The organism is Mesorhizobium huakuii (genome assembly GCF_030160235.1).
Lineage (GTDB): Bacteria > Pseudomonadota > Alphaproteobacteria > Rhizobiales > Rhizobiaceae > Mesorhizobium > Mesorhizobium huakuii.
The window spans coordinates 123,698-140,583 of sequence record NZ_BSNY01000051.1 but is presented as its reverse complement, the minus strand read 5'-3'; the positions used below and the strand labels follow the sequence as shown (position 1 = coordinate 140,583).

Below are 16,886 nucleotides of genomic sequence, written 5' to 3'. Positions count from 1 at the left end.
ACGCCTCACATCGCGGTAAAACCATTGTCCACGAACAGATGCGCGCCGTTGACGAAGCTCGACTCGTCGCTGGCGAGATACAGCGCCGCCTTCGCCACCTCCTCCGGCTCGCCGATGCGGCCCTGCTGTGCCGCCAATGCCGCGTCCGAGACATCGACGCCGAGCCTGCCGAGGTCGGCGACTTCGCGCAGGCCGTGGGGGGTGCGGATAAAACCGGGGCAGACGGCGTTGCAGCGTATGTTGCGGTCGCGGAACTCGACGGCGATGGCGCGGGCGAACATGTGGCAGGCGCCCTTGGTGGTGTCGTAGAGCACCTCCATCGGCGTCGCCGCCACCGCCGAGATCGACGAGGTGCAGACGATCGAGCCGCCGCCCGCCGCGATCATGCCGGGCAGCACGGCGCGCGTCATCAGGAACATGGAGCGTACATTGATGGCATGCAGCCAATCCCATTCCTGCACCGTCGTCTCAAGGAAGGGTTTGATCACGATGGTGCCGGCATGGTTGAACAGCACCGTGACCGGCCCGAGTTTTTTCGTCGCGTCCTTCACCGCCGCTTCGACCTGCGCTTCGTCGGAGACGTCGGCGACAAAATGCTCGGCGACATGGCCGCGTGCGCGGATTGTCGCTGCCGTTGCGGCGGCCGCCTCGCCGTTGCGGTCGATGATCGCCACCTTGGCGCCCTCCGCCGCGAACAGTTCCGAAGCCGCCCCGCCCATGCCCGTCGCGCCGCCCGAGATGATGGCAACCTTGCCGGCCAGTCTTTCGCCCATGTTTTTTACTCCCCGTTCGACCCAGTTCGCGTTTGCTTGTCGGGTGATGCTACCGCGCCCGCACCAGGCGGCCAATGGACCAATTGGGTGCAGTGGGAACAAGGACATAGGTCCATTCGGGCGCATCCGGAGCGAGGCTCTTGCCCTGCCGATCAGCGCGTCGGCAAGCGATTCCAGCAACTCGCAACCAACATGGCCTCTGAAATGAGAAAAATATTCTGCCTACAGCTCGAAAATAGCAATCGACAAAGTCTACAAGTTTTATAGATTAACGGCCGAGACGGAGGTCGATATGTCCTATATCCAGAACGCTCAGACTGACAGTACCGGCCAGAGGCTGGCAAATGCCCAGACCTTTCGCCCGGCCTATGCCGGAGCTTTCGCCTATCTCGTCTTTGCCCTCGCGTTTGTGTTCACCGGGGCCGTCGTTCTGGGCCTCATTCCCTAAGGCACAAGACCGACAGGGGGCCAGTTGCCCCCGCCTTATCAGGCAATCGGAGTTGAATGAACCGGATCCCGGTGCGTTTGCGCGCGGGCGTGGTTCGAATTTCAGCGCATCCGTGATTCCAGCGATGGAGGAGATGACATGCCGATCGAATTCACCCATGTCCCCGGCAAGACCGCCGACGCCGCCATTCCGTTCTTCTATGACTTTGCCGAGACGGCGACCAAGCTCGGGTTGATCGAGGATGGCGGCTTCCAGAAGATCGTCGTCGACGATTCGGCCGGGCTGCTGACCAATATGGATCTTGCCGCTCAGGTGCTCGACCGCACCGCCTCGCTCGAGGTCGTGCTGACCCACTGGGCGGGTGTCGTCGAGCCGACCGTGGCGGCGCGCCAATTGGCATCGATAGATCGAAAAAGCGGCGGGAGGCTGGCGCTGCGGATGATCAGCGAACCGTTGAACGATGACGATGCCGAGTCGCGGCCGGTGGGGCACGGCGTCGTCTGGCAGCGCATCGACGAATATCTCGTGCTTTTGAAGCGGCTGTGGTCGAACGACCGGCCCTTCGACCATGAAGGCGCCTTCTACAGCATCAAGGGCGGTTATGTGCCGCGCAAAGGGCCGCATGGCGCCGACCTGACCATCCGCATGGGCGGACAATCCGGAACGGCGCTGAAAGTGGCCGGCCGGCATGCCGATGTCTTCGAACTGGCGCCGGGCTCGATCGACGATGTCAGGCAGCTGATGGAGCGGGTGCGCGGCGCCGCCGCCGAACATGGCCGGGCCGGCAAGCTGCGCTTCGCGCTTCCTGTGCGGATCCACCAGGGCGCTTCCGCCACCGGCCACAAGGCGGTCGACCTGTCCGGGCCGCCGGCCCAGGTCGCTTTGTCGCTACTTGCCTATGCCGGGCTCGGGATCGATGAATTCATGATCGTCGGCGTCGACACGCCGCGCGAGATCGCGACGGCCGGCCGGGAAACGATTGCCCTGCTGCGCAACTCGCTGGCACGCCGCGAACATGATGCCTTCCAGCCAGGGGCCTACGCGCCTCGCACCGGGCTGGAGACGCGGGCGGCAGGGTGAAGCTGATCAAGCGTCCGCGTGACGCCTGCCGCCAAGCCGCGACAGGCCGTCGATGACGGCAGCGGAGTCGGCCAATACGCCGAAGACGCCGTCCTCGACCGTCACCATGTGCAGCGCGGACTCATGGGCTTGTCTGTCGCCGCTGGCACAGGCGTCCGAGATCGTCAGGCACTGAAAGTTGCGGTCGCAGGCCTCGCGTAGCGTGGTGTGGACGCAGACGTCGGTCGTGCAGCCGGAAAACATGAGATGCGTGATGCCTTGCGCGCGCAGCACGAGCTCGAAATCCGTATAGGTGAAGGCGCTGTTGCAGGTCTTGTCGACGATGATGTCATCGGGCGCGACATCGATCTCCGGAACGATCTGGAACCCCGCGCCCGAGCGCAGCAGTATGTCGGTGCCGTCGAGGCCGGAGCGCTTGCGGCGCCATTTCTCATAGGGCGTCATGTCGGCCATGTCGGCGCGATAGCCCTGCCTGGTGTGGATGATAGTGACGCCGGCTTTGCGCGCGGCTGATATCAGCCGGTTCACCGTGGGCAGGATCGCCCGCAGCGGTGACGGGTCATATCCCTTTCTGGCGAAATAGCCCGTGGTCGACAGGAAATCCTGCTGCAGGTCGATGACGACGAGTGCCGTGTTTTCGGCCACCAGCCTGCCGTCGTACGGGAAGTCGAAGGGCGCTGCCTTGATCATCCGAGGGTGTCTCCTTACCGGTCGTGAGAGCCATCCTGACTGGTGAGGTTCAAATCGTCCACTCATGCCGCGGCCCTGGCGTGAAGGAAGCAGGGATGTTGTGGCATCGTGCTGCCGCTGGCGAACGTCATCCGCTGTCCCGACGAATTGTTGACAGTTGCAGTCATCTTCAATGTTGACTAGTAGAGTCATGTTTCATGCCCAGCGATCGGACTGTCGTTGTGGCGGGATAGGAAAGCGGCTGGCGGCTGTGAGGACAAGGAAGAAGCTGTTGTTGTCTAGAACCAGTTTGCTGGCGACGTTGGTCGCATCGGTCATCCTGTCAGCCGGCAGCGCAACGGCCCAGCAGGCGCCGGCCGCGCCGGCGCCCGCTGCTTCTTTCGCACCAGCCCCAGCAACGGCCCCTGCCACACCGCCGCCCAGCGCGCCGGCAGCTGCAGCGCCCGCAGGGGCGATGGAGCTCAACCTGCCGCACGATCTGTCGCCATGGGGCATGTTCATGGCCGCCGACATCATCGTGAAGGCGGTGATGATCGGACTGGCCTTCGCCTCGCTCGTCACCTGGACGATATGGCTGGCCAAATCGCTGGAGATTTTCGGCGGCAGGCTGCGTATCCGCCGCGCCGTCCGCGCGATCGGCGAGGCCGCGACGCTGAAGCAGGCCAGCCGCGCGCTCGACCGCAGCGGCGGCCCGGGCGCGCTTATGGTCAAGGCAGCGGAAGAAGAGACCGCACTCTCGGCCGGCGCTCTCGACCATGTCGGTGGCGACGGGTTGAAGGAACGGGTGGGCTCGCGCCTGTCGCGCATCGAGGCGGCGGCGTCGCGACGCATGTCGCGCGGCACCGGCGTGCTGGCGACGATCGGTTCCACGGCACCTTTCGTCGGCCTGTTCGGCACGGTCTGGGGCATCATGAACGCCTTCATCGGCATTTCGCAGGCGCAGACCACCAATCTGGCCGTGGTCGCGCCGGGCATCGCCGAGGCGCTGCTGGCAACCGCGATGGGCCTCGTCGCGGCAATTCCAGCAGTGGTGATCTACAACGTCTTCGCGCGCTCGATAGCCGGCTACCGGCAGATCCTTGCCGATGCCTCGGCGGGCGTCGAGAGGCTGGTCAGCCGCGACCTGGATTTCCGCGCAGTCGCGCCGGCGACGGCGCTGGCGGCGGAGTAGCGACGCCATGGGAAGCCGAATCCGCCAGACCATGGACGACGATCTCGAGGAGAGCCACGAGATCAACGTCACGCCCTTCATCGACGTCATCCTGGTGCTGCTGATCATCTTCATGGTCGCCGCACCGCTGGCGACGGTGGACGTCAATGTCGATTTGCCGGGCTCGACGGCGACGCCCGCGCCGCGACCTGAAACGCCGCTGTTCCTGACCTTGAAGGACGATCTCACGCTGGCGATCGGCAACGACACCGTGCCGCGCCCGGCCTTCGCGGCCACGCTGGACAGCAGGACCAGGGGCGACAGGCAGACGCGCATCTTCCTGCGCGCCGACAGGGCGGTCGCCTATGGCGACCTGATGGAGGCGATGAACCTGCTGCGCGGCGCCGGCTATCTCAAGATCGCTCTGGTCGGCCTGGAGACGGCGCCCGCGGTCGATGCCCCGGCACCGGCCGCGGCGGGAACGGCCGCGCCATGAGGCAGTCCGCCGCACTGTCCACGACTTACCTGTCGCGCTTCGGCTGGCGCGATCTTGGCTTGTGGACAGGGGCGGCCGCGTTGGTGCTCGGCGCCCATGTCGCGGTCGCCTATGCGGTGCAGAGCTTCAGTCCGATCGAGATGGATGGCGGGCCGCCGCCGGCTCCGGTGATCGAAATGACGCCGATGGCAGTGATGCCGGCCGTGCCCGAACAGGTCGCGATGCTGGATGCGGCGATGCCCGACCAGACCGAACTCGTCGAGGAGACCGAACAGGCCGGGCCGGCCGCCGAGCAACCGGAAACAGTACCGCCCGACGAGACCGAGCCGACCAGGACAGCCGAGGCCGAACCGGTCGATCAGCCGCCGCCGGACGAGGTCGTTCCCGATGTCGTCGAGGCCGTAACGCCAGAGGTCGTCGTTCCGTTGCCGCGGCCGAAGCCGGTCGAACAACCCGGGGAAAAGAAACCGGTCCAGGCCAAGGTGAAGAAACCGGTCGAAAAGCCCAAGCCGCGGCCAAGGAAGGAAAAGGCCGAGCCGGCAAAGACGGTTGCCAGCGCAAGCGCGCAGACAAGGCCGGCGGCCAGGGTGGCCGCGCCGAAATCGGCGGCCGGGTTCTCGGGCGTCAGCCCGGCCAAATGGGAATCCCGGCTGGCGGCATGGATCAACCGGCACAAGCGCTATCCAAGTGCCGCGAAATCCAGGGGGGCGCAGGGCAATGTGAACGTGGCCTTCACGGTGGACGTATCCGGCCGGGTGCTGTCGGCGCGTGTCGTGCGTTCTTCAGGTGATCCTGACCTCGACCGCGCCGCGCTCGCCGTGCTGCAGGGCGCAACCGTGCCGGCACCGCCGCCGGAACTCGGCTCGCGCGTCAGCCGCACGGCGCCGTTCCTGTTCAATTTGCGCAACTGAATACGGGATCCGGCTTGATCGGACGCCGGAGGTGTCGATCAATGGCTCATCGAGTGGCACAGCGCTTCGACCTGCTCCAGGTAGAAGCGGCATTTCGTGCGCAGCGTCCTGAGGTTCGGATCGTCGGCGCCATTGATCTCGATGGTCTGCATCATGAAGTCGAAATGGGCGTGAAAGGCGTCCGCCGCGCCCCACAGGCTGTCGGCCTGCCAGGTGTCGGCCATCGCCAGGGAAATCAGTTGCCGGGCCTCGGTGCGTGCGGCATCCGGCGATGCCGGCCGACCGCCGATCAGGGTCTGGAGCCGGCCGAAGACGCTGCCCCTGGCGTCGGCGCTCCTGATGGATGCGATCATGTTCATTGGCGGGTCCCCTCGAATCCTTATGCATAAGTCCATTGCGGGACGCGAGCGATCAAGGCGGGATCGCGGCGCCGGCGCGCACAGGGCTGACGATTGCTTCGCTACGCTCTCCTTGGCAGAGCGTGGTTCTCCTTCGGCTTGGCATGCATCGGGTTGCCGCTGAGCTGCGCATGCCTTGCCGGCCGTGCGCCGCGCAGAACATCGAAGGCTTCGGCATAGGCCATGCCGAGCAGGTAGGAGATCATGGGAAAACGGCTTGCTTCGGCCATCTGCACGAGCTCATTGGTCATCGTCGCGATATATTGAAGGCTATCGATCTCTGACTGGCGTAGGGACTGATTTGCCACGTGCTTCTCCTGTCAATTGGTTGAACTCAGGGAACGCGTACTGGCTACAATGACATACTAAGACGGCTAATTAATCGACTGGCCCGCCGAGTGCGGGCTTGGTTCAGGGATCGCGAGGGTCAACGCATAGATGGGTGCATCGGTGAGACGGTCGAGGCCGAGAAGACGCTTGATCGCCGAATGGCTGAGCGCGGCCGTGGGGCAGGCAGACAGACCATGCCTGGTCGCCGCCAGCATCATGTTCTGGCCGATATGGCCGGCCTCGATCAGCACGACGCGATAGGCGTTGGCATCCTCATATTTCCACATGGTGCGGTCGAGCCTGGCGCAAAGCAGGATCAGGCAAGGCATGGCATCAGCCCATTCCTGCCCGCCGACCAGTTCTGAAATCTTGGGCAGATGGTTGGCCGAGATCCTGCCGAGGTCGTGATCGGCGGCGGAATAGTGATAGACGCCGGGCTCCAGGCCCTCGACACCAAGCGCGACCACATAGGCCTCGTAAGGATTGCGCGCGCCGCCCGAAGGGGTCATGCCCAGCGGCAGGGCGCCGACGCAGTTGCTGGTCTCGCCGGTAATGCCCATGCCCGCGAACAGGCAGTCGGAAAGCTGTTTCGCGGTGATGGTGGGAGCGGCGGCGGTGCGGTTGGTGCGGCGCCGCGCCATCAGGGTCAGGAGTTCGTTGTCGTCGAGTGCGTTCGGCAGCCGAATGGCGCCGGCGGTATTCTTGAGCACGAGGTCGGGCTGCGCGACATGGCCGGCCCGTTCGATCTGGCGGGCCTCGGCCTGTTCGATGGCCATGAACTCCGAGTCCTGGACGCAGAAGTGCATCAGCGCGGTCGGGATGCCCCAGTTCCACTGTCCGGAGAATTTTGTTTCCTGTTCGGCCAGCGGCGAACCGGCGGCGACCAGGGCGGAAAAATCAAGCAATTGCGGGACGACGGCGTTCAGGTCGGACTTCGACCATCCGTGAGCGCGCGCGATTTCCGCCGTGGAGGCCCATTCGTCCCAGGATGCGAGAAGACCGATTACCTCGGGGCTGCATTCGAAGACGCTTCGGGTCAGGAAATTGCAGGCCGTGACCTTGTTGGTCCCGGGATAGAAGACAAGCGTTTTTGAAGAGCGCATTTTCATGATGCTGAATGCCGTTTTGCGAATGTGAGGCGCCGACAGGCGAACCGCCCATCGGCGCCGAACGACTTCAGCGCTTGTTGTAGTGCATGCCCTGCGAGAAGAAGACGATCTGCGTGCCCGCGGCAACCGTCAGCTTCGGGGCATTGTTCACTTTCTTGGCCATTTTCGTCCCTTTCCCGACCCCCCCAATGGGATCTGTCGAAGATCCCCACAGCGGGATCCGCGTGAAGAAAGTAAGGTCGAAAGAGTTAATGGTTTGTTAAAATTGCAGTAATGCCAATGTGATCTAAAATATCTTTCTTGTCGGTAAAGTCTAAAATATCGATTTTGCTCAGATATGGAGTAGGCAATCGCTAGCATACGCTTTTTCCGGATATTCTTATTCTTATTTAGCGTAACCCATCGGCTAGCCCAGCCCGTCCCGGGTGAGGCTGGCGACGAGTTGATCGATGCCGGGATCGTCGAGCCTGATGACATGCGCCATGCGGATCGCATGCCGTGGCCGGATGCCGGACATGTCCTGCCGCATGATGACCGATACGAATGCCGGCCCGGCCTCGGTCAGAAGCATGGCCTTGCCCGTCAGCACCGGTTCGGAAATGGGAGCCCACTGCACGGAGATCAGCGACGGTTCGCCGGTCTGGCGTCGGTTGACGCCACTGAAATAGATCCAGTTCAGGCGCGAGATCGCCACGCCATAGTGGTTGCCGCGCGCCCGCGCCCATGTCGAGCCACGGCGCTCCGACCATCCGGTGACCCGACGGAATGTGACCAGCTCGGCCTCGCGACGGACGAAGGTCACCGACCGCATCAGGAGGTCGGGACGGGCAGGGATCGAAAAGTAGGTGAAATAGGTGCCGCCCGCGATCGACGGGGCGGGCGGGCGGATCATCTGGTTGAACAGGCTTTCGGAAATCGGCGGCAGACCGGGAGCCCTGTGCTCGGGGGCGCCAGGGTCCTGGTAGAGCTCGGCCTCATCGATGCGGAAGTAGTCGCAGATCAGCTTGGCCGTGGCCTTGTTCGGAACGGTCTGCCCCTGCAGGTACCGTTCGAACTGCGTGCGGTTGATACCCAACTCACGGCACACCGCGCTAACGGAGGCGTGGTCCTTGCAGAGCCGTCTGAGATTTGCAGCGAGGTTCTCGCGAATGGACACGTCTATGCTTTCGCAGGCGAATTCTTCATTTCAACTCGGAATCCGTATAACGCCTTCGGTCGCCCCCGCCGAAACGCCTTGTCACAACACACAGAAAAAACTGATTTGAGAACGCCACTCTAATGGGGCGGCTTCCAAAAAAAATAGCGGCGATCCGGCAACGGCCATCGCCATAAGTCCAATTGACAATTGCCTTGTCAGGGACATCACGCGAAATCGGCTATGGCTTTATTGGGGGGACATGGCGCTGAACGCCGCGGATTGCGATATGCGGCGCATCAAGCGAGAGCTGGGGACCCTTGGTAGAACGATAGCGCAGCTGTTGGAAATGACATGGGAAGAAGCGCGCCTAGAATCCCAAGGCAAGACTAAGCCAAAGGTCGACCACGACGCCGCTCTGGAGAAGCGCGCACCCGAACGCGCGCTTCCTGTATCTTGTGGCAAACGTGCGCCTTCAGCGACTTCCCAACAATACGAATCCGTAAGTCGCGGTGGAGATGGGTCTGGCCTAAGCTTCCACTAAGCCAGAATCTTGGATCGAGTGAATGAAAATAGCCACGTTGGCGCAATTCTTCACGAGACGAGACTCGCCAAACGAAATACCCGCAAGCTGTGGCTTCGATTATTGAACGCCAGTCACAGATTTTGCCGGTTGCTAACCAGAAGCAGCAAAAACCGAATGTACGATGAGATTGCCCAGGAGGCGCCCTTTCCGCCAGTAGTTCCTGACTTACCCCCAGGCCCTCGTGATGGCATGGGCGCCCTCGGGCTGCATGACTTCATCTCCCAACAGTTTTCCATGCCGGAAGGAACGTTCGGACGTTTAACAGGGGCGATAATGGGCATGATAAATCTTCTACCCAACAAGTGGGCCATCGAACTGTTGGACATTGCGGAACGCGATGACGTTCTCGAAATAGGATTTGGGCCGGGTTTAGCGCTCAGGAAAATGTTGCAGCTCGCGCGGAGCGGCAGGATTACCGGGGTAGATCGGTCGCCTACAATGTTCCGTCAGGCCCAGACGCGAAATCGAGCGGCAATTCAACGAGGAAGACTGAAGCTAATCCAGGGCACCTTCGAGTGCCTGTCGCTGGAAAGCGCGTCAGTTGATAAAGTTCTAGCCGTCAACGTGATCTATTTCTGTTCCCCAGACGGAACAGCACTAGCGGAAGCGCACAGGGTTCTACGCCCCGGGGGAGCAATGTCGATCTATGCGACGGATTGCTCTTCCATGAGGTGGTTGCAGTTCATTGGCCCTGAAACCCAGCAGACATTTGATCGGAAGGGACTAGAGGATTTCCTGCAACGGAGCGCATTTGGGTCAGATCATATCGATATCCAAACGGTTCGGCTGCCGTTCGGATTTCGCGGCCTGTTAGCGCGACTGCGCAAGCGATGAAGGATGCGAAGGGCTCGCCAAGCTGAGTCACAGCCGAAGTCAGTGACCGCATACTGGCACGACATTTAGGGTGCTTCGCGGTGGATAAGGAACGTAAGGCTCACAAACTTGTTTCGGCATTGGACACACCCCGGCAGACGGGTGCGAGGGATAGGCGACATCATTGAAGGAGGGTGCGAAGTGAGCCGTGACTCAACCTCCAGAAGATTGTTTTCCTGATCGGCGTGGGGCTGGCGATTTCTCTGACCAGCACCATAGCCGTCTTGGTTGTCAAGAGATTGCTTCCGGGCCATCCATTAGCGACGCTGATTGGCCCATTCATCTGCGCGGGGTCGGCTCTCGCCTTCAGCAAATATTATTACGGCCGATTTTGAAAATTGGACCTTTTAGCAATTCCGAACGTTAGCAGATGGTTTTCTAATCGGGCGGGGTTCATCGTGGGCGCGAAGGCCAAAAATCCAGTTGTTGGGCCATCCAAGCCACGACTGCTTGGGGTTCTTGGACCCGGCCTGATCACCGGTGCTTCTGACGACGATCCGAGTGGAATCGCCACCTATTCGCAGACGGGGGCTCAATTCGGGTTCGGGGTCACCTGGACCATGCTGTTTTCCTATCCATTGATGTCGGTCGTACAGGAGATCAGTGCCCGCATTGGCCGAACCACTGGCAGCGGCATCGCTGGTAATATGCGGAAGTACTATCCGAATTGGTTACTGCAATCGGTCGTCGTCCTGCTGATCCTCGCCAACATCATCAACATCGGTGCCGATCTTGGCGCTATGGGTGATGCGCTGAAGCTCATCATCGGCGGCCCAGCGCTCCTCTACGTGGTGTTGTTCGGCACTATCTCCGTCGTACTCCAAATTTTCCTCAAGTACAGCCGCTATGTTTCTGTGTTGAAGTGGCTTACGCTTTCCCTATTCGCTTATTTCGGCACGGTGCTGTTTGTTCATGTGCCCTGGAGCGAGGTGGCAAAAGGCTTGTTCATTCCCAAGCTCTCGCTCGATGCTTCGTTTTGGACAGCAGTGGTCGCTATCTTCGGCACTACCATCAGCCCATACCTGTTTTTCTGGCAGGCTTCACAGGAGGTCGAGGACCAGAAGGCCAAGCCGCAGCGTAAACCCCTGAAACAGGCGCCGGAACAGGCCGAAAGCGCCATCGAGCGCATCCGTCTGGATACCTACGTTGGAATGGCATTTTCGAATGTCGTCGCCCTCGCCATCATGATCACGGCAGGCGCGACACTCCACGCCAACGGAACCACGGACATTCAGTCTACCAGCCAAGCCGCCGAAGCTCTTCGGCCAATCGCGGGCGTCTTCGCTTTCGCCATCTTCGCCCTTGGCGTCATCGGAACGGGACTGCTGGCAATTCCAGTCCTGGCCGGCTCCGCCGGGTATGCATTGGGCGAGGCCCGCAAGTGGCCGGTCGGCCTGGAGCGTGAACCGCTGCAAGCCAAGGCCTTCTATGCGACGATCGCGATCGCTACCCTAGTTGGAGCATGCCTGAATTTCACGCCTATCAATCCGATCAAGGCGCTCTACTGGAGCGCCGTGGTCAACGGCGTCGTAGCCGCGCCCGTCATGGCTGTCATGATGCTAATGACGGCGAGAAGCGACATAATGGGTGATACGACTGTGCCTATGTGGATGCGGCTAATTGGGTGGCTTGCGACAGCGGTGATGGGAGCGGCGGCAACAGTCATGGTTGTCCAACTCTTTGTTTAGGGTCGCCGTGAAGACGGCGAGGTATCTTAGTGAAATCGACAAGGTGTGCTGACCGCAGGAGACTTCCCCGAAGGCTCGCCCCCTAAAATGGCTTCCTGCGGGGGTCTAGTTCCTCAGTAACTTTAGCGTACCTTGCGCGCCCGGCCGGAGCCGGCGGGCGAAGCCGTATGGTCATTGCGGATCGCAGGAGGTCGCCGCCGACTACTGCGGTTGCTTTTCGTTCTCGGCGGCGCGGAAACCCGACGCAGTTGCATCAGACTCGCAGGTATAAGCGTCCTTTTTGGTGTTCCCGTAGTTCCTGCTCCCGGCGAAGTGGAAAATCTTCGACTTCAGGTTCACCCAAACCACAGTGCCGGCCGGGCAACGGGCCTTCGCCTGCCCTTCGGTCGCGAACTGGTTGGCACCTGTCGGTGTGGCGGTCGTGGCCGGCGCTGGCGCATTCTTAGTCCGAGTTGTGGTGGTGGTCGGTGCCGTCGTTGTGGTTGGCGCAGGTTTCGCAGGCGTCACGGTCGTAGTTGTGTTCTGGGCCGGGGGAATCACTTCAGTTCCGGCGCGGCAGGCGGCGACGAAATCCTTCTTGGTTTCGCCAGATCCTTTGATCGCGTCTTTGTTGGCCGCGTACTCGGCATCGCAGGCCTTTGCCGTTTTTACGTTCCCTGTGGTTGCCGTCGACGCCGGGGCCGCTTTCTTGGTGGGAGCAGCGGTTGTAGCCGGTGCTACGCCGGTAGGGATGACCTCGGTACCCGCGCGACACGCTGCAATGAAATCAGCCTTCTTCTCACCAGAACCCTGAATGGCGGGTTTGTTAGCGGCGTATTCGGCATTGCATTCCTTGGCGGTCTTGGTGGCAGCCATGCCTGCACTCGGCGCAAGCGCCAGAATGGCCGCAGCAACAGCGAGTGAAAACATAGGGGCAAACTGAAATCGCATCGCAAACTCTCCCTTTCAAGCAAGCGGCTGCCGCTCGCGTGACGTTATAGGCGCGTGCACTGGGTCCAGCGACTTACGGATTCGTAAATTACGAAAAACGACGGCGTCGGGCTCCATCTGAGTTAAATTCGGCACGTTGGGGCAACCGGAAGGCCGCGCCGGCATGAGTGATCTGCGATGTTCAAAAACGGCCACCCGGGCTCGGAAAATGCTCTATCTGCCGGAGATGCGGTCGGCCCGGAATGGCAGAAGCAGGAACCCTGTCCTGACTTGCCTTGGCTAACGCAGCCCCGTAGCCTTCTTCGCGGCAGGGGTGGCCTTCGCCGCCGCACCGCCCTTCGGCTGATGCGTGTGGGTCATGACCGTCTTAAGTTGGCCCTTGATCTTGGCGTGCAATTTGGCCTTGTCGACGCCTGCGGGGTAGATGCCCTTCTCGATACTAGTCGCCATGCGCTCCAGCAGATCGGTATCGTGTTCGTCGCGGTAGGGTTTAAGGTCGAGGTCTGCCGGCACTTTGGTAAGCCGTTCATCGTCCATCGTCTTCACGTACTTCTGCATGAAGCGGTCATAGTCACGCCAGGAGATGCCGGCCGCCCGCACCGCCGCTTCTTCCGCCCGAGTGGCGATTTGGTGCGCGTGCAGATAGTGCAGGTCCAATTGGTCGATCAAAGACTTCTCGACCTCCTCGTGCAACAATAGGAAGCGGTCGGTGTTGATCTTGCGGCCCTTATATTCCCATTCGCGGGGCATATGCCGGTCGATATAGATCGTCTTCCCATCCTTCGAATAGCCGGCGAGATAGGGGATGTCGTGCTTGCGGTCGAGTGTCTTGACCTTGCGCGCCACAGCATCCAGCGCCCGATCCATCATCAAGCTCGACACGTACCAGTTGGGCAAGCGCAGCTTTTTGTGCGGCGCGGTCGGATGGCAATAGTCGAACGCCATGGGTATTCCCCTTGCAAAAGCGTTCGAATGATAATTGCACATCATTCCATGTCGGGCAATTCGCATGCGTTGGATAGGCAGCCGGAAAGCGACACCGCAATTATTCGGCTGATCCATTGTCAGTGAAGGGCGACGCGCTGGGAACGCATTGCAACGACCAACCAGTCGGCGCCGGCTGCTTCTGATATTCGGCGATGGCGGCGGCGCACTGTTCGCGCTTGTCGAAGGTGCTGGGCAGCACCACCATGCCGCCCTGCGGGCCGGCGATTACCAGATACCAGACCAAAACTGCGGTAGCAGCCATCTGAACTCCTTTGGTGCCACACGTACGAATACTATGAACGCGCTTTGGGTGGCCGAAAAAAGGCTACGCCGACAAATGTCTTATCAGTTTGAAATGCGAGAGGCGCAGCCAGGCAAAGTGGGGATCGAAATGGGGATAGCTGGATCGTTCCAGAAAATCCGCTATCTTATCAGATAGTATCTGTACCCGATGGTGGAGCTGAGGAGGATCGAACTCCTGACCTCGTCATTGCGAACGACGCGCTCTCCCAGCTGAGCTACAGCCCCGTCCAACGGATGGCGCATTTATCTGGCGCGGCGGATTTCTGTCAAGGCGGGGTTTGCCGAAATCCTCGTCGCCCGGTGCGCCGGCTGCCGGCCCTTGCCGGTTTGGCGCGCAATGGCTACATGTCGGCAACAATTGGAGACCGGCATGCTCGCCCTCATTCAAACCATCGTCATGGCGCTTGACCTTTACTGGTGGATCATCATCGCCTCGGCGATCTTTTCCTGGCTCTATGCCTTCAACGTCGTCAATTCGCGCAACCAGTTCGTCGGCAGCATCGGCAACATGCTCTACCGGCTGACCGAGCCTGCGCTACGGCCGATCCGCCGCTTCATGCCGGACCTTGGCGGCATCGATATTTCGCCGATCATCCTGCTCTTGCTCCTGTTCTTCATCAGGCAGTTCATTCTCACCACCGTGGCGCCGCTGGTGCTTTGAGCCAGACGACCGCATGAGCGCGCCGCTCCGCATCCGCGAAAACGGCATCGACCTGTTCGTGCGGCTGACACCGAAGTCTTCCGTGGACAGGTTCGAAGGCGTCGAAACGGCGGCGGACGGGCGCAGCCATCTGAAGGCGCGGGTTCGCGCCGTGCCGGAAAACGGCGCCGCCAATCAAGCGCTGGAGAGACTGGTCGCCAAGACGCTGGGCGTGCCGATATCGTCCGTTTCGGTGGTTGCCGGCGGCACGGCACGGCTCAAGACGCTGCGCATAGTGGGTGATCCAGAAGCGCTGGCACGGAGCATCGAAGCACTCAGCGGTCAATCCTCCGGCTGACGTTTCAATCCCCCAAGGGCAGCCTTGGATCGTCGACCTTCAGCGTGTTCACGCTCTGCTTGATGCGGCGCAAATTCTCCAGCACTTTCGGCCCACGCGTCTCGGCAACCGATGTCACGATCATGTCGACGATCGCCAGCAGCGCATAGCGCGACGATGTCGGCTTGTAGATGTTGCCATCCTCGAGCGGCTGCAAATGGATGACCGTGTCGGCGGCCTTGGCCAGCGCCGAATCGGGCGCGGTGATGGCGACCGTGGTGGCGCCATATTGCTGGGCGACCTGCACCGCCTCGATGACCGAGCGCGCATAGCCGGAGACGGAAAAGGCGACCAGCGTGGTTTCGGGCGTGGCAACGGCGGCGTACATGCGCTGCAACTGGCCGTCGATCTGCGCCAGCACCGGCAGGCCGAGCCGGAACAGCCGGTTCTGCATCTCGGTCGCCATCATCGAGGAAATGCCGCCGGAGCCGACGCAAAGCACATTGCCCGACGTCGCAAGCCGCTCGGCGACGGCGACCAGCGTCGTCATGTCGAGGTTCTCGCTGGCGCGCTGGATGGCCGAGATCGCCGCTTCGGTGATGGCGGACGCGATGCGCTGTTCGCGGGCGTCGCGGCTCAGCGGCTCGGGCGACAGATACTGGCCGCCAATGGCGATGGCCTGGGCCAGGTAGAATTTGAAGTCGCGCAGGCCCTCGCAGCCGAGATTTCGGCAGAAGCGGGTCACCGTCGGTTCGCTGACACCGACGCGCGCTGCGATCTCGGAGATTGCCGCCTTCGAAGCGAAATCGAGATCGGACAGCACGAGGCCGGCCAGCCGGCGATCCGACTTGGTGCCGTCCTGCGACATCAGCTGCAGCCGCGTGATGATGTCGGCCGGCGTCTTCATGCTCGTTGTTTCGCCTTCATGCCGTTGCCTTCTCGGGGCCGGGCCTTATAGCGGCAGGCCCGTCGCCTTGTCGAACAGATGGATGTTGCCGGGATCGACCGAGACCGGCAGCAGGTCGCCCGGCCTGACCGGCACCCTGTCGCGGAACACGGCGCGTACAGTATCGCTGCCGATGGCGCCATAGACATGAGTCTCGGAGCCGGTCGGCTCGACGACATCCACCTTGAGCGCCATGGCGTCGGCGGCCTCGCCGATGATGAAATGCTCGGGCCGGATGCCGGCCTCCACCGCATTGCCAGCCGGTGCCGCCTTGCCGGCAAGCGCAAGCCGTCCGCCGCCGGCAGATTCGAACCAGCTTTTCTCAGGCGTCGTCTTGAGAGCGCCCGAGACAAAACTCATCGACGGGGAGCCAAGAAAGCCGGCGACGAACTTGTTGGCTGGCCTGTCATAGAGCTCGAGCGGCGCGCCGACCTGCTGGATCCGGCCGCGGTCCATCACGACGATGCGGTCGGCCATGGTCATGGCTTCGATCTGGTCGTGAGTGACATAGACGATGGTCGATTTCAGCCGCTGGTGCAGCGCCTTGATCTCGGTGCGCATCTGCACGCGCAACTGCGCGTCGAGATTGCTGAGCGGCTCGTCGAACAGGAACACCGAGGGTTCGCGCACGATGGCGCGGCCCATGGCGACACGCTGGCGCTGGCCGCCCGACAGCTGGCGGGGATAGCGGTCGAGATAGGAGAAGAGGTTGAGCACGCCGGAGGCCTTCTTGACCTTGTCGTCGATCGCGGCGCGGCTCTCGCCACGGATCTTCGGGCCGAAGCCGATATTGTCCGAGGCTTTCAGATGCGGAAACAGCGCATAGGATTGGAACACCATGGCGATGTTGCGCTGCTGCGGCGGCAAATCATTGGCGCGCGTGCCGCCGATCATGAGGTCACCTGAACTGATCGTCTCCAGGCCGGCCAGCATGCGCAGCAAGGTCGACTTGCCGCAGCCGGACGGGCCGACCAGCACCACGAACTCGCCGCTCTTGATGTCGAGGTTGATGTCCTCGAGGATCTTGTGCTGGCCAAAGGATTTCGACAGGTTGCGAAACAGGACGTCGGTCATGG

General features: G+C 61.8%; 20 protein-coding genes and 1 tRNA gene. 9 read left to right on the top strand and 12 right to left on the bottom strand.

The annotated features are described in order from the left end of the window. Positions 1 to 5 precede the first annotated feature (5 nt). Positions 6 to 773, bottom strand: coding sequence for an SDR family NAD(P)-dependent oxidoreductase (locus QQK95_RS26320; protein ID WP_284277313.1), 768 nt, complete (start codon positions 771 to 773; stop codon positions 6 to 8). Positions 774 to 1,065: 292 nt separating this feature from the next. Between QQK95_RS26320 and QQK95_RS26315 the strand changes: the two genes are divergently transcribed. Both QQK95_RS26315 and QQK95_RS26310 read left to right on the top strand, forming a co-directional pair. Beyond that, complete coding sequence (locus QQK95_RS26315; protein WP_019861925.1) at positions 1,066 to 1,221, top strand: hypothetical protein; 156 nt, start codon at positions 1,066 to 1,068, stop codon at positions 1,219 to 1,221. A gap of 138 nt (positions 1,222 to 1,359) precedes the next feature. After that, the gene (locus QQK95_RS26310) at positions 1,360 to 2,301 is read left to right on the top strand and encodes an LLM class flavin-dependent oxidoreductase (RefSeq protein WP_284277311.1); all 942 of its coding nucleotides are present in this window, start codon (positions 1,360 to 1,362) and stop codon (positions 2,299 to 2,301) included. 6 nt (positions 2,302 to 2,307) lie between these two features. Here the strand turns inward: QQK95_RS26310 and QQK95_RS26305 are convergent, their stop codons facing one another. Beyond that, positions 2,308 to 2,991, bottom strand: coding sequence for a cysteine hydrolase family protein (locus QQK95_RS26305; RefSeq protein WP_284277310.1), 684 nt, complete (start codon positions 2,989 to 2,991; stop codon positions 2,308 to 2,310). A 274-nt stretch (positions 2,992 to 3,265) separates the two neighbouring features. Between QQK95_RS26305 and exbB the strand changes: the two genes are divergently transcribed. The 3 genes from exbB to QQK95_RS26290 are packed head-to-tail and all read left to right on the top strand — an operon-like array spanning position 3,266 to position 5,548. Next, complete coding sequence (exbB, locus tag QQK95_RS26300; RefSeq protein WP_284277309.1) at positions 3,266 to 4,162, top strand: tonB-system energizer ExbB; 897 nt, start codon at positions 3,266 to 3,268, stop codon at positions 4,160 to 4,162. Positions 4,163 to 4,169: 7 nt separating this feature from the next. Beyond that, positions 4,170 to 4,637 carry a TonB system transport protein ExbD gene (gene exbD / locus QQK95_RS26295; RefSeq protein WP_284277308.1) on the top strand — a complete coding sequence of 156 codons (468 nt, stop codon included), beginning with the start codon at positions 4,170 to 4,172 and terminating at the stop codon, positions 4,635 to 4,637. Next, positions 4,634 to 5,548 (top strand): energy transducer TonB, encoded by a 915-nt coding sequence (locus tag QQK95_RS26290; protein ID WP_284277307.1) that lies wholly within the window; start codon positions 4,634 to 4,636, stop codon positions 5,546 to 5,548. The genes exbD and QQK95_RS26290 overlap by 4 nt, the downstream gene beginning before the upstream one ends. 38 nt (positions 5,549 to 5,586) lie before the next feature. Here the strand turns inward: QQK95_RS26290 and QQK95_RS26285 are convergent, their stop codons facing one another. The 4 genes from QQK95_RS26285 to QQK95_RS26270 all read right to left on the bottom strand — a co-directional run bounded on the left by QQK95_RS26285 (position 5,587) and on the right by QQK95_RS26270 (position 8,541). Continuing rightward, positions 5,587 to 5,907 (bottom strand): hypothetical protein, encoded by a 321-nt coding sequence (locus QQK95_RS26285; protein WP_284277306.1) that lies wholly within the window; start codon positions 5,905 to 5,907, stop codon positions 5,587 to 5,589. Between the two features lie 101 nt (positions 5,908 to 6,008). Continuing rightward, a complete protein-coding gene (locus QQK95_RS26280; RefSeq protein WP_284277305.1) occupies positions 6,009 to 6,254 on the bottom strand; it encodes a hypothetical protein in 246 nt (81 codons plus the stop codon). A 66-nt stretch (positions 6,255 to 6,320) separates the two neighbouring features. Continuing rightward, positions 6,321 to 7,379, bottom strand: a complete 1,059-nt coding sequence (locus tag QQK95_RS26275; protein WP_284277304.1) for a SagB/ThcOx family dehydrogenase — start codon at positions 7,377 to 7,379, stop codon at positions 6,321 to 6,323. A gap of 412 nt (positions 7,380 to 7,791) precedes the next feature. Next, positions 7,792 to 8,541 (bottom strand): helix-turn-helix domain-containing protein, encoded by a 750-nt coding sequence (locus QQK95_RS26270; RefSeq protein WP_284277303.1) that lies wholly within the window; start codon positions 8,539 to 8,541, stop codon positions 7,792 to 7,794. A 679-nt stretch (positions 8,542 to 9,220) separates the two neighbouring features. On the opposite strand from QQK95_RS26270, the gene QQK95_RS26265 reads away from it, so the two are divergent. Beyond that, a complete protein-coding gene (locus QQK95_RS26265; RefSeq protein ID WP_284277302.1) occupies positions 9,221 to 9,940 on the top strand; it encodes a class I SAM-dependent methyltransferase in 720 nt (239 codons plus the stop codon). A gap of 437 nt (positions 9,941 to 10,377) precedes the next feature. Next, positions 10,378 to 11,667, top strand: a complete 1,290-nt coding sequence (locus tag QQK95_RS26260) for an NRAMP family divalent metal transporter (RefSeq protein WP_284277301.1) — start codon at positions 10,378 to 10,380, stop codon at positions 11,665 to 11,667. 201 nt (positions 11,668 to 11,868) lie between these two features. Here QQK95_RS26260 and QQK95_RS26255 read toward each other — a convergent pair whose 3' ends face one another. From QQK95_RS26255 to QQK95_RS26240, 4 genes are all read right to left on the bottom strand, one after another. Further along, on the bottom strand, positions 11,869 to 12,597 hold the full coding sequence (locus QQK95_RS26255; protein ID WP_284277300.1) for a hypothetical protein: 729 nt from the start codon (positions 12,595 to 12,597) through the stop codon (positions 11,869 to 11,871). 279 nt (positions 12,598 to 12,876) lie between these two features. Next, a complete protein-coding gene (locus QQK95_RS26250) occupies positions 12,877 to 13,542 on the bottom strand; it encodes a hypothetical protein (RefSeq protein ID WP_284277299.1) in 666 nt (221 codons plus the stop codon). A gap of 100 nt (positions 13,543 to 13,642) precedes the next feature. After that, positions 13,643 to 13,846 (bottom strand): hypothetical protein, encoded by a 204-nt coding sequence (locus tag QQK95_RS26245; protein ID WP_284277298.1) that lies wholly within the window; start codon positions 13,844 to 13,846, stop codon positions 13,643 to 13,645. A gap of 190 nt (positions 13,847 to 14,036) precedes the next feature. Next, positions 14,037 to 14,112, bottom strand: a tRNA-Ala gene (locus tag QQK95_RS26240). A gap of 145 nt (positions 14,113 to 14,257) precedes the next feature. Between QQK95_RS26240 and QQK95_RS26235 the strand changes: the two genes are divergently transcribed. Both QQK95_RS26235 and QQK95_RS26230 read left to right on the top strand, forming a co-directional pair. Next, positions 14,258 to 14,548, top strand: coding sequence for a YggT family protein (locus QQK95_RS26235; protein WP_284277297.1), 291 nt, complete (start codon positions 14,258 to 14,260; stop codon positions 14,546 to 14,548). Between the two features lie 13 nt (positions 14,549 to 14,561). Then, positions 14,562 to 14,885, top strand: coding sequence for a DUF167 domain-containing protein (locus tag QQK95_RS26230; protein ID WP_284277296.1), 324 nt, complete (start codon positions 14,562 to 14,564; stop codon positions 14,883 to 14,885). 4 nt (positions 14,886 to 14,889) lie between these two features. Here the strand turns inward: QQK95_RS26230 and QQK95_RS26225 are convergent, their stop codons facing one another. Together QQK95_RS26225 and QQK95_RS26220 are read right to left on the bottom strand one after the other, a co-directional pair. Next, entirely contained in the window at positions 14,890 to 15,771 is an 882-nt protein-coding gene (locus QQK95_RS26225; protein WP_284277294.1) for a MurR/RpiR family transcriptional regulator, read from the bottom strand. A gap of 45 nt (positions 15,772 to 15,816) precedes the next feature. After that, on the bottom strand, positions 15,817 to 16,884 hold the full coding sequence (locus QQK95_RS26220; protein ID WP_284277293.1) for an ABC transporter ATP-binding protein: 1,068 nt from the start codon (positions 16,882 to 16,884) through the stop codon (positions 15,817 to 15,819). Between the last annotated feature and the right edge of the window lie 2 nt (positions 16,885 to 16,886).

Bases quoted from the DNA above. Each gene is read 5' to 3' on its own strand.
- QQK95_RS26290 (WP_284277307.1), top strand. From the start codon at position 4,634: ATGAGGCAGTCCGCCGCACTGTCCACGACTTACCTGTCGCGCTTCGGC.
- QQK95_RS26285 (WP_284277306.1), bottom strand. From the start codon at position 5,907: ATGAACATGATCGCATCCATCAGGAGCGCCGACGCCAGGGGCAGCGTC.
- QQK95_RS26250 (WP_284277299.1), bottom strand. From the start codon at position 13,542: ATGGCGTTCGACTATTGCCATCCGACCGCGCCGCACAAAAAGCTGCGC.
- QQK95_RS26245 (WP_284277298.1), bottom strand. From the start codon at position 13,846: ATGGCTGCTACCGCAGTTTTGGTCTGGTATCTGGTAATCGCCGGCCCG.
- QQK95_RS26220 (WP_284277293.1), bottom strand. From the start codon at position 16,884: ATGACCGACGTCCTGTTTCGCAACCTGTCGAAATCCTTTGGCCAGCAC.
- QQK95_RS26255 (WP_284277300.1), bottom strand. From the start codon at position 12,597: ATGCGATTTCAGTTTGCCCCTATGTTTTCACTCGCTGTTGCTGCGGCC.
- QQK95_RS26230 (WP_284277296.1), top strand. From the start codon at position 14,562: ATGAGCGCGCCGCTCCGCATCCGCGAAAACGGCATCGACCTGTTCGTG.
- exbD (WP_284277308.1), top strand. From the start codon at position 4,170: ATGGGAAGCCGAATCCGCCAGACCATGGACGACGATCTCGAGGAGAGC.
- QQK95_RS26235 (WP_284277297.1), top strand. From the start codon at position 14,258: ATGCTCGCCCTCATTCAAACCATCGTCATGGCGCTTGACCTTTACTGG.
- QQK95_RS26310 (WP_284277311.1), top strand. From the start codon at position 1,360: ATGCCGATCGAATTCACCCATGTCCCCGGCAAGACCGCCGACGCCGCC.
- QQK95_RS26225 (WP_284277294.1), bottom strand. From the start codon at position 15,771: ATGAAGACGCCGGCCGACATCATCACGCGGCTGCAGCTGATGTCGCAG.
- QQK95_RS26315 (WP_019861925.1), top strand. From the start codon at position 1,066: ATGTCCTATATCCAGAACGCTCAGACTGACAGTACCGGCCAGAGGCTG.
- QQK95_RS26265 (WP_284277302.1), top strand. From the start codon at position 9,221: ATGTACGATGAGATTGCCCAGGAGGCGCCCTTTCCGCCAGTAGTTCCT.
- QQK95_RS26320 (WP_284277313.1), bottom strand. From the start codon at position 773: ATGGGCGAAAGACTGGCCGGCAAGGTTGCCATCATCTCGGGCGGCGCG.
- QQK95_RS26305 (WP_284277310.1), bottom strand. From the start codon at position 2,991: ATGATCAAGGCAGCGCCCTTCGACTTCCCGTACGACGGCAGGCTGGTG.
- QQK95_RS26275 (WP_284277304.1), bottom strand. From the start codon at position 7,379: ATGCGCTCTTCAAAAACGCTTGTCTTCTATCCCGGGACCAACAAGGTC.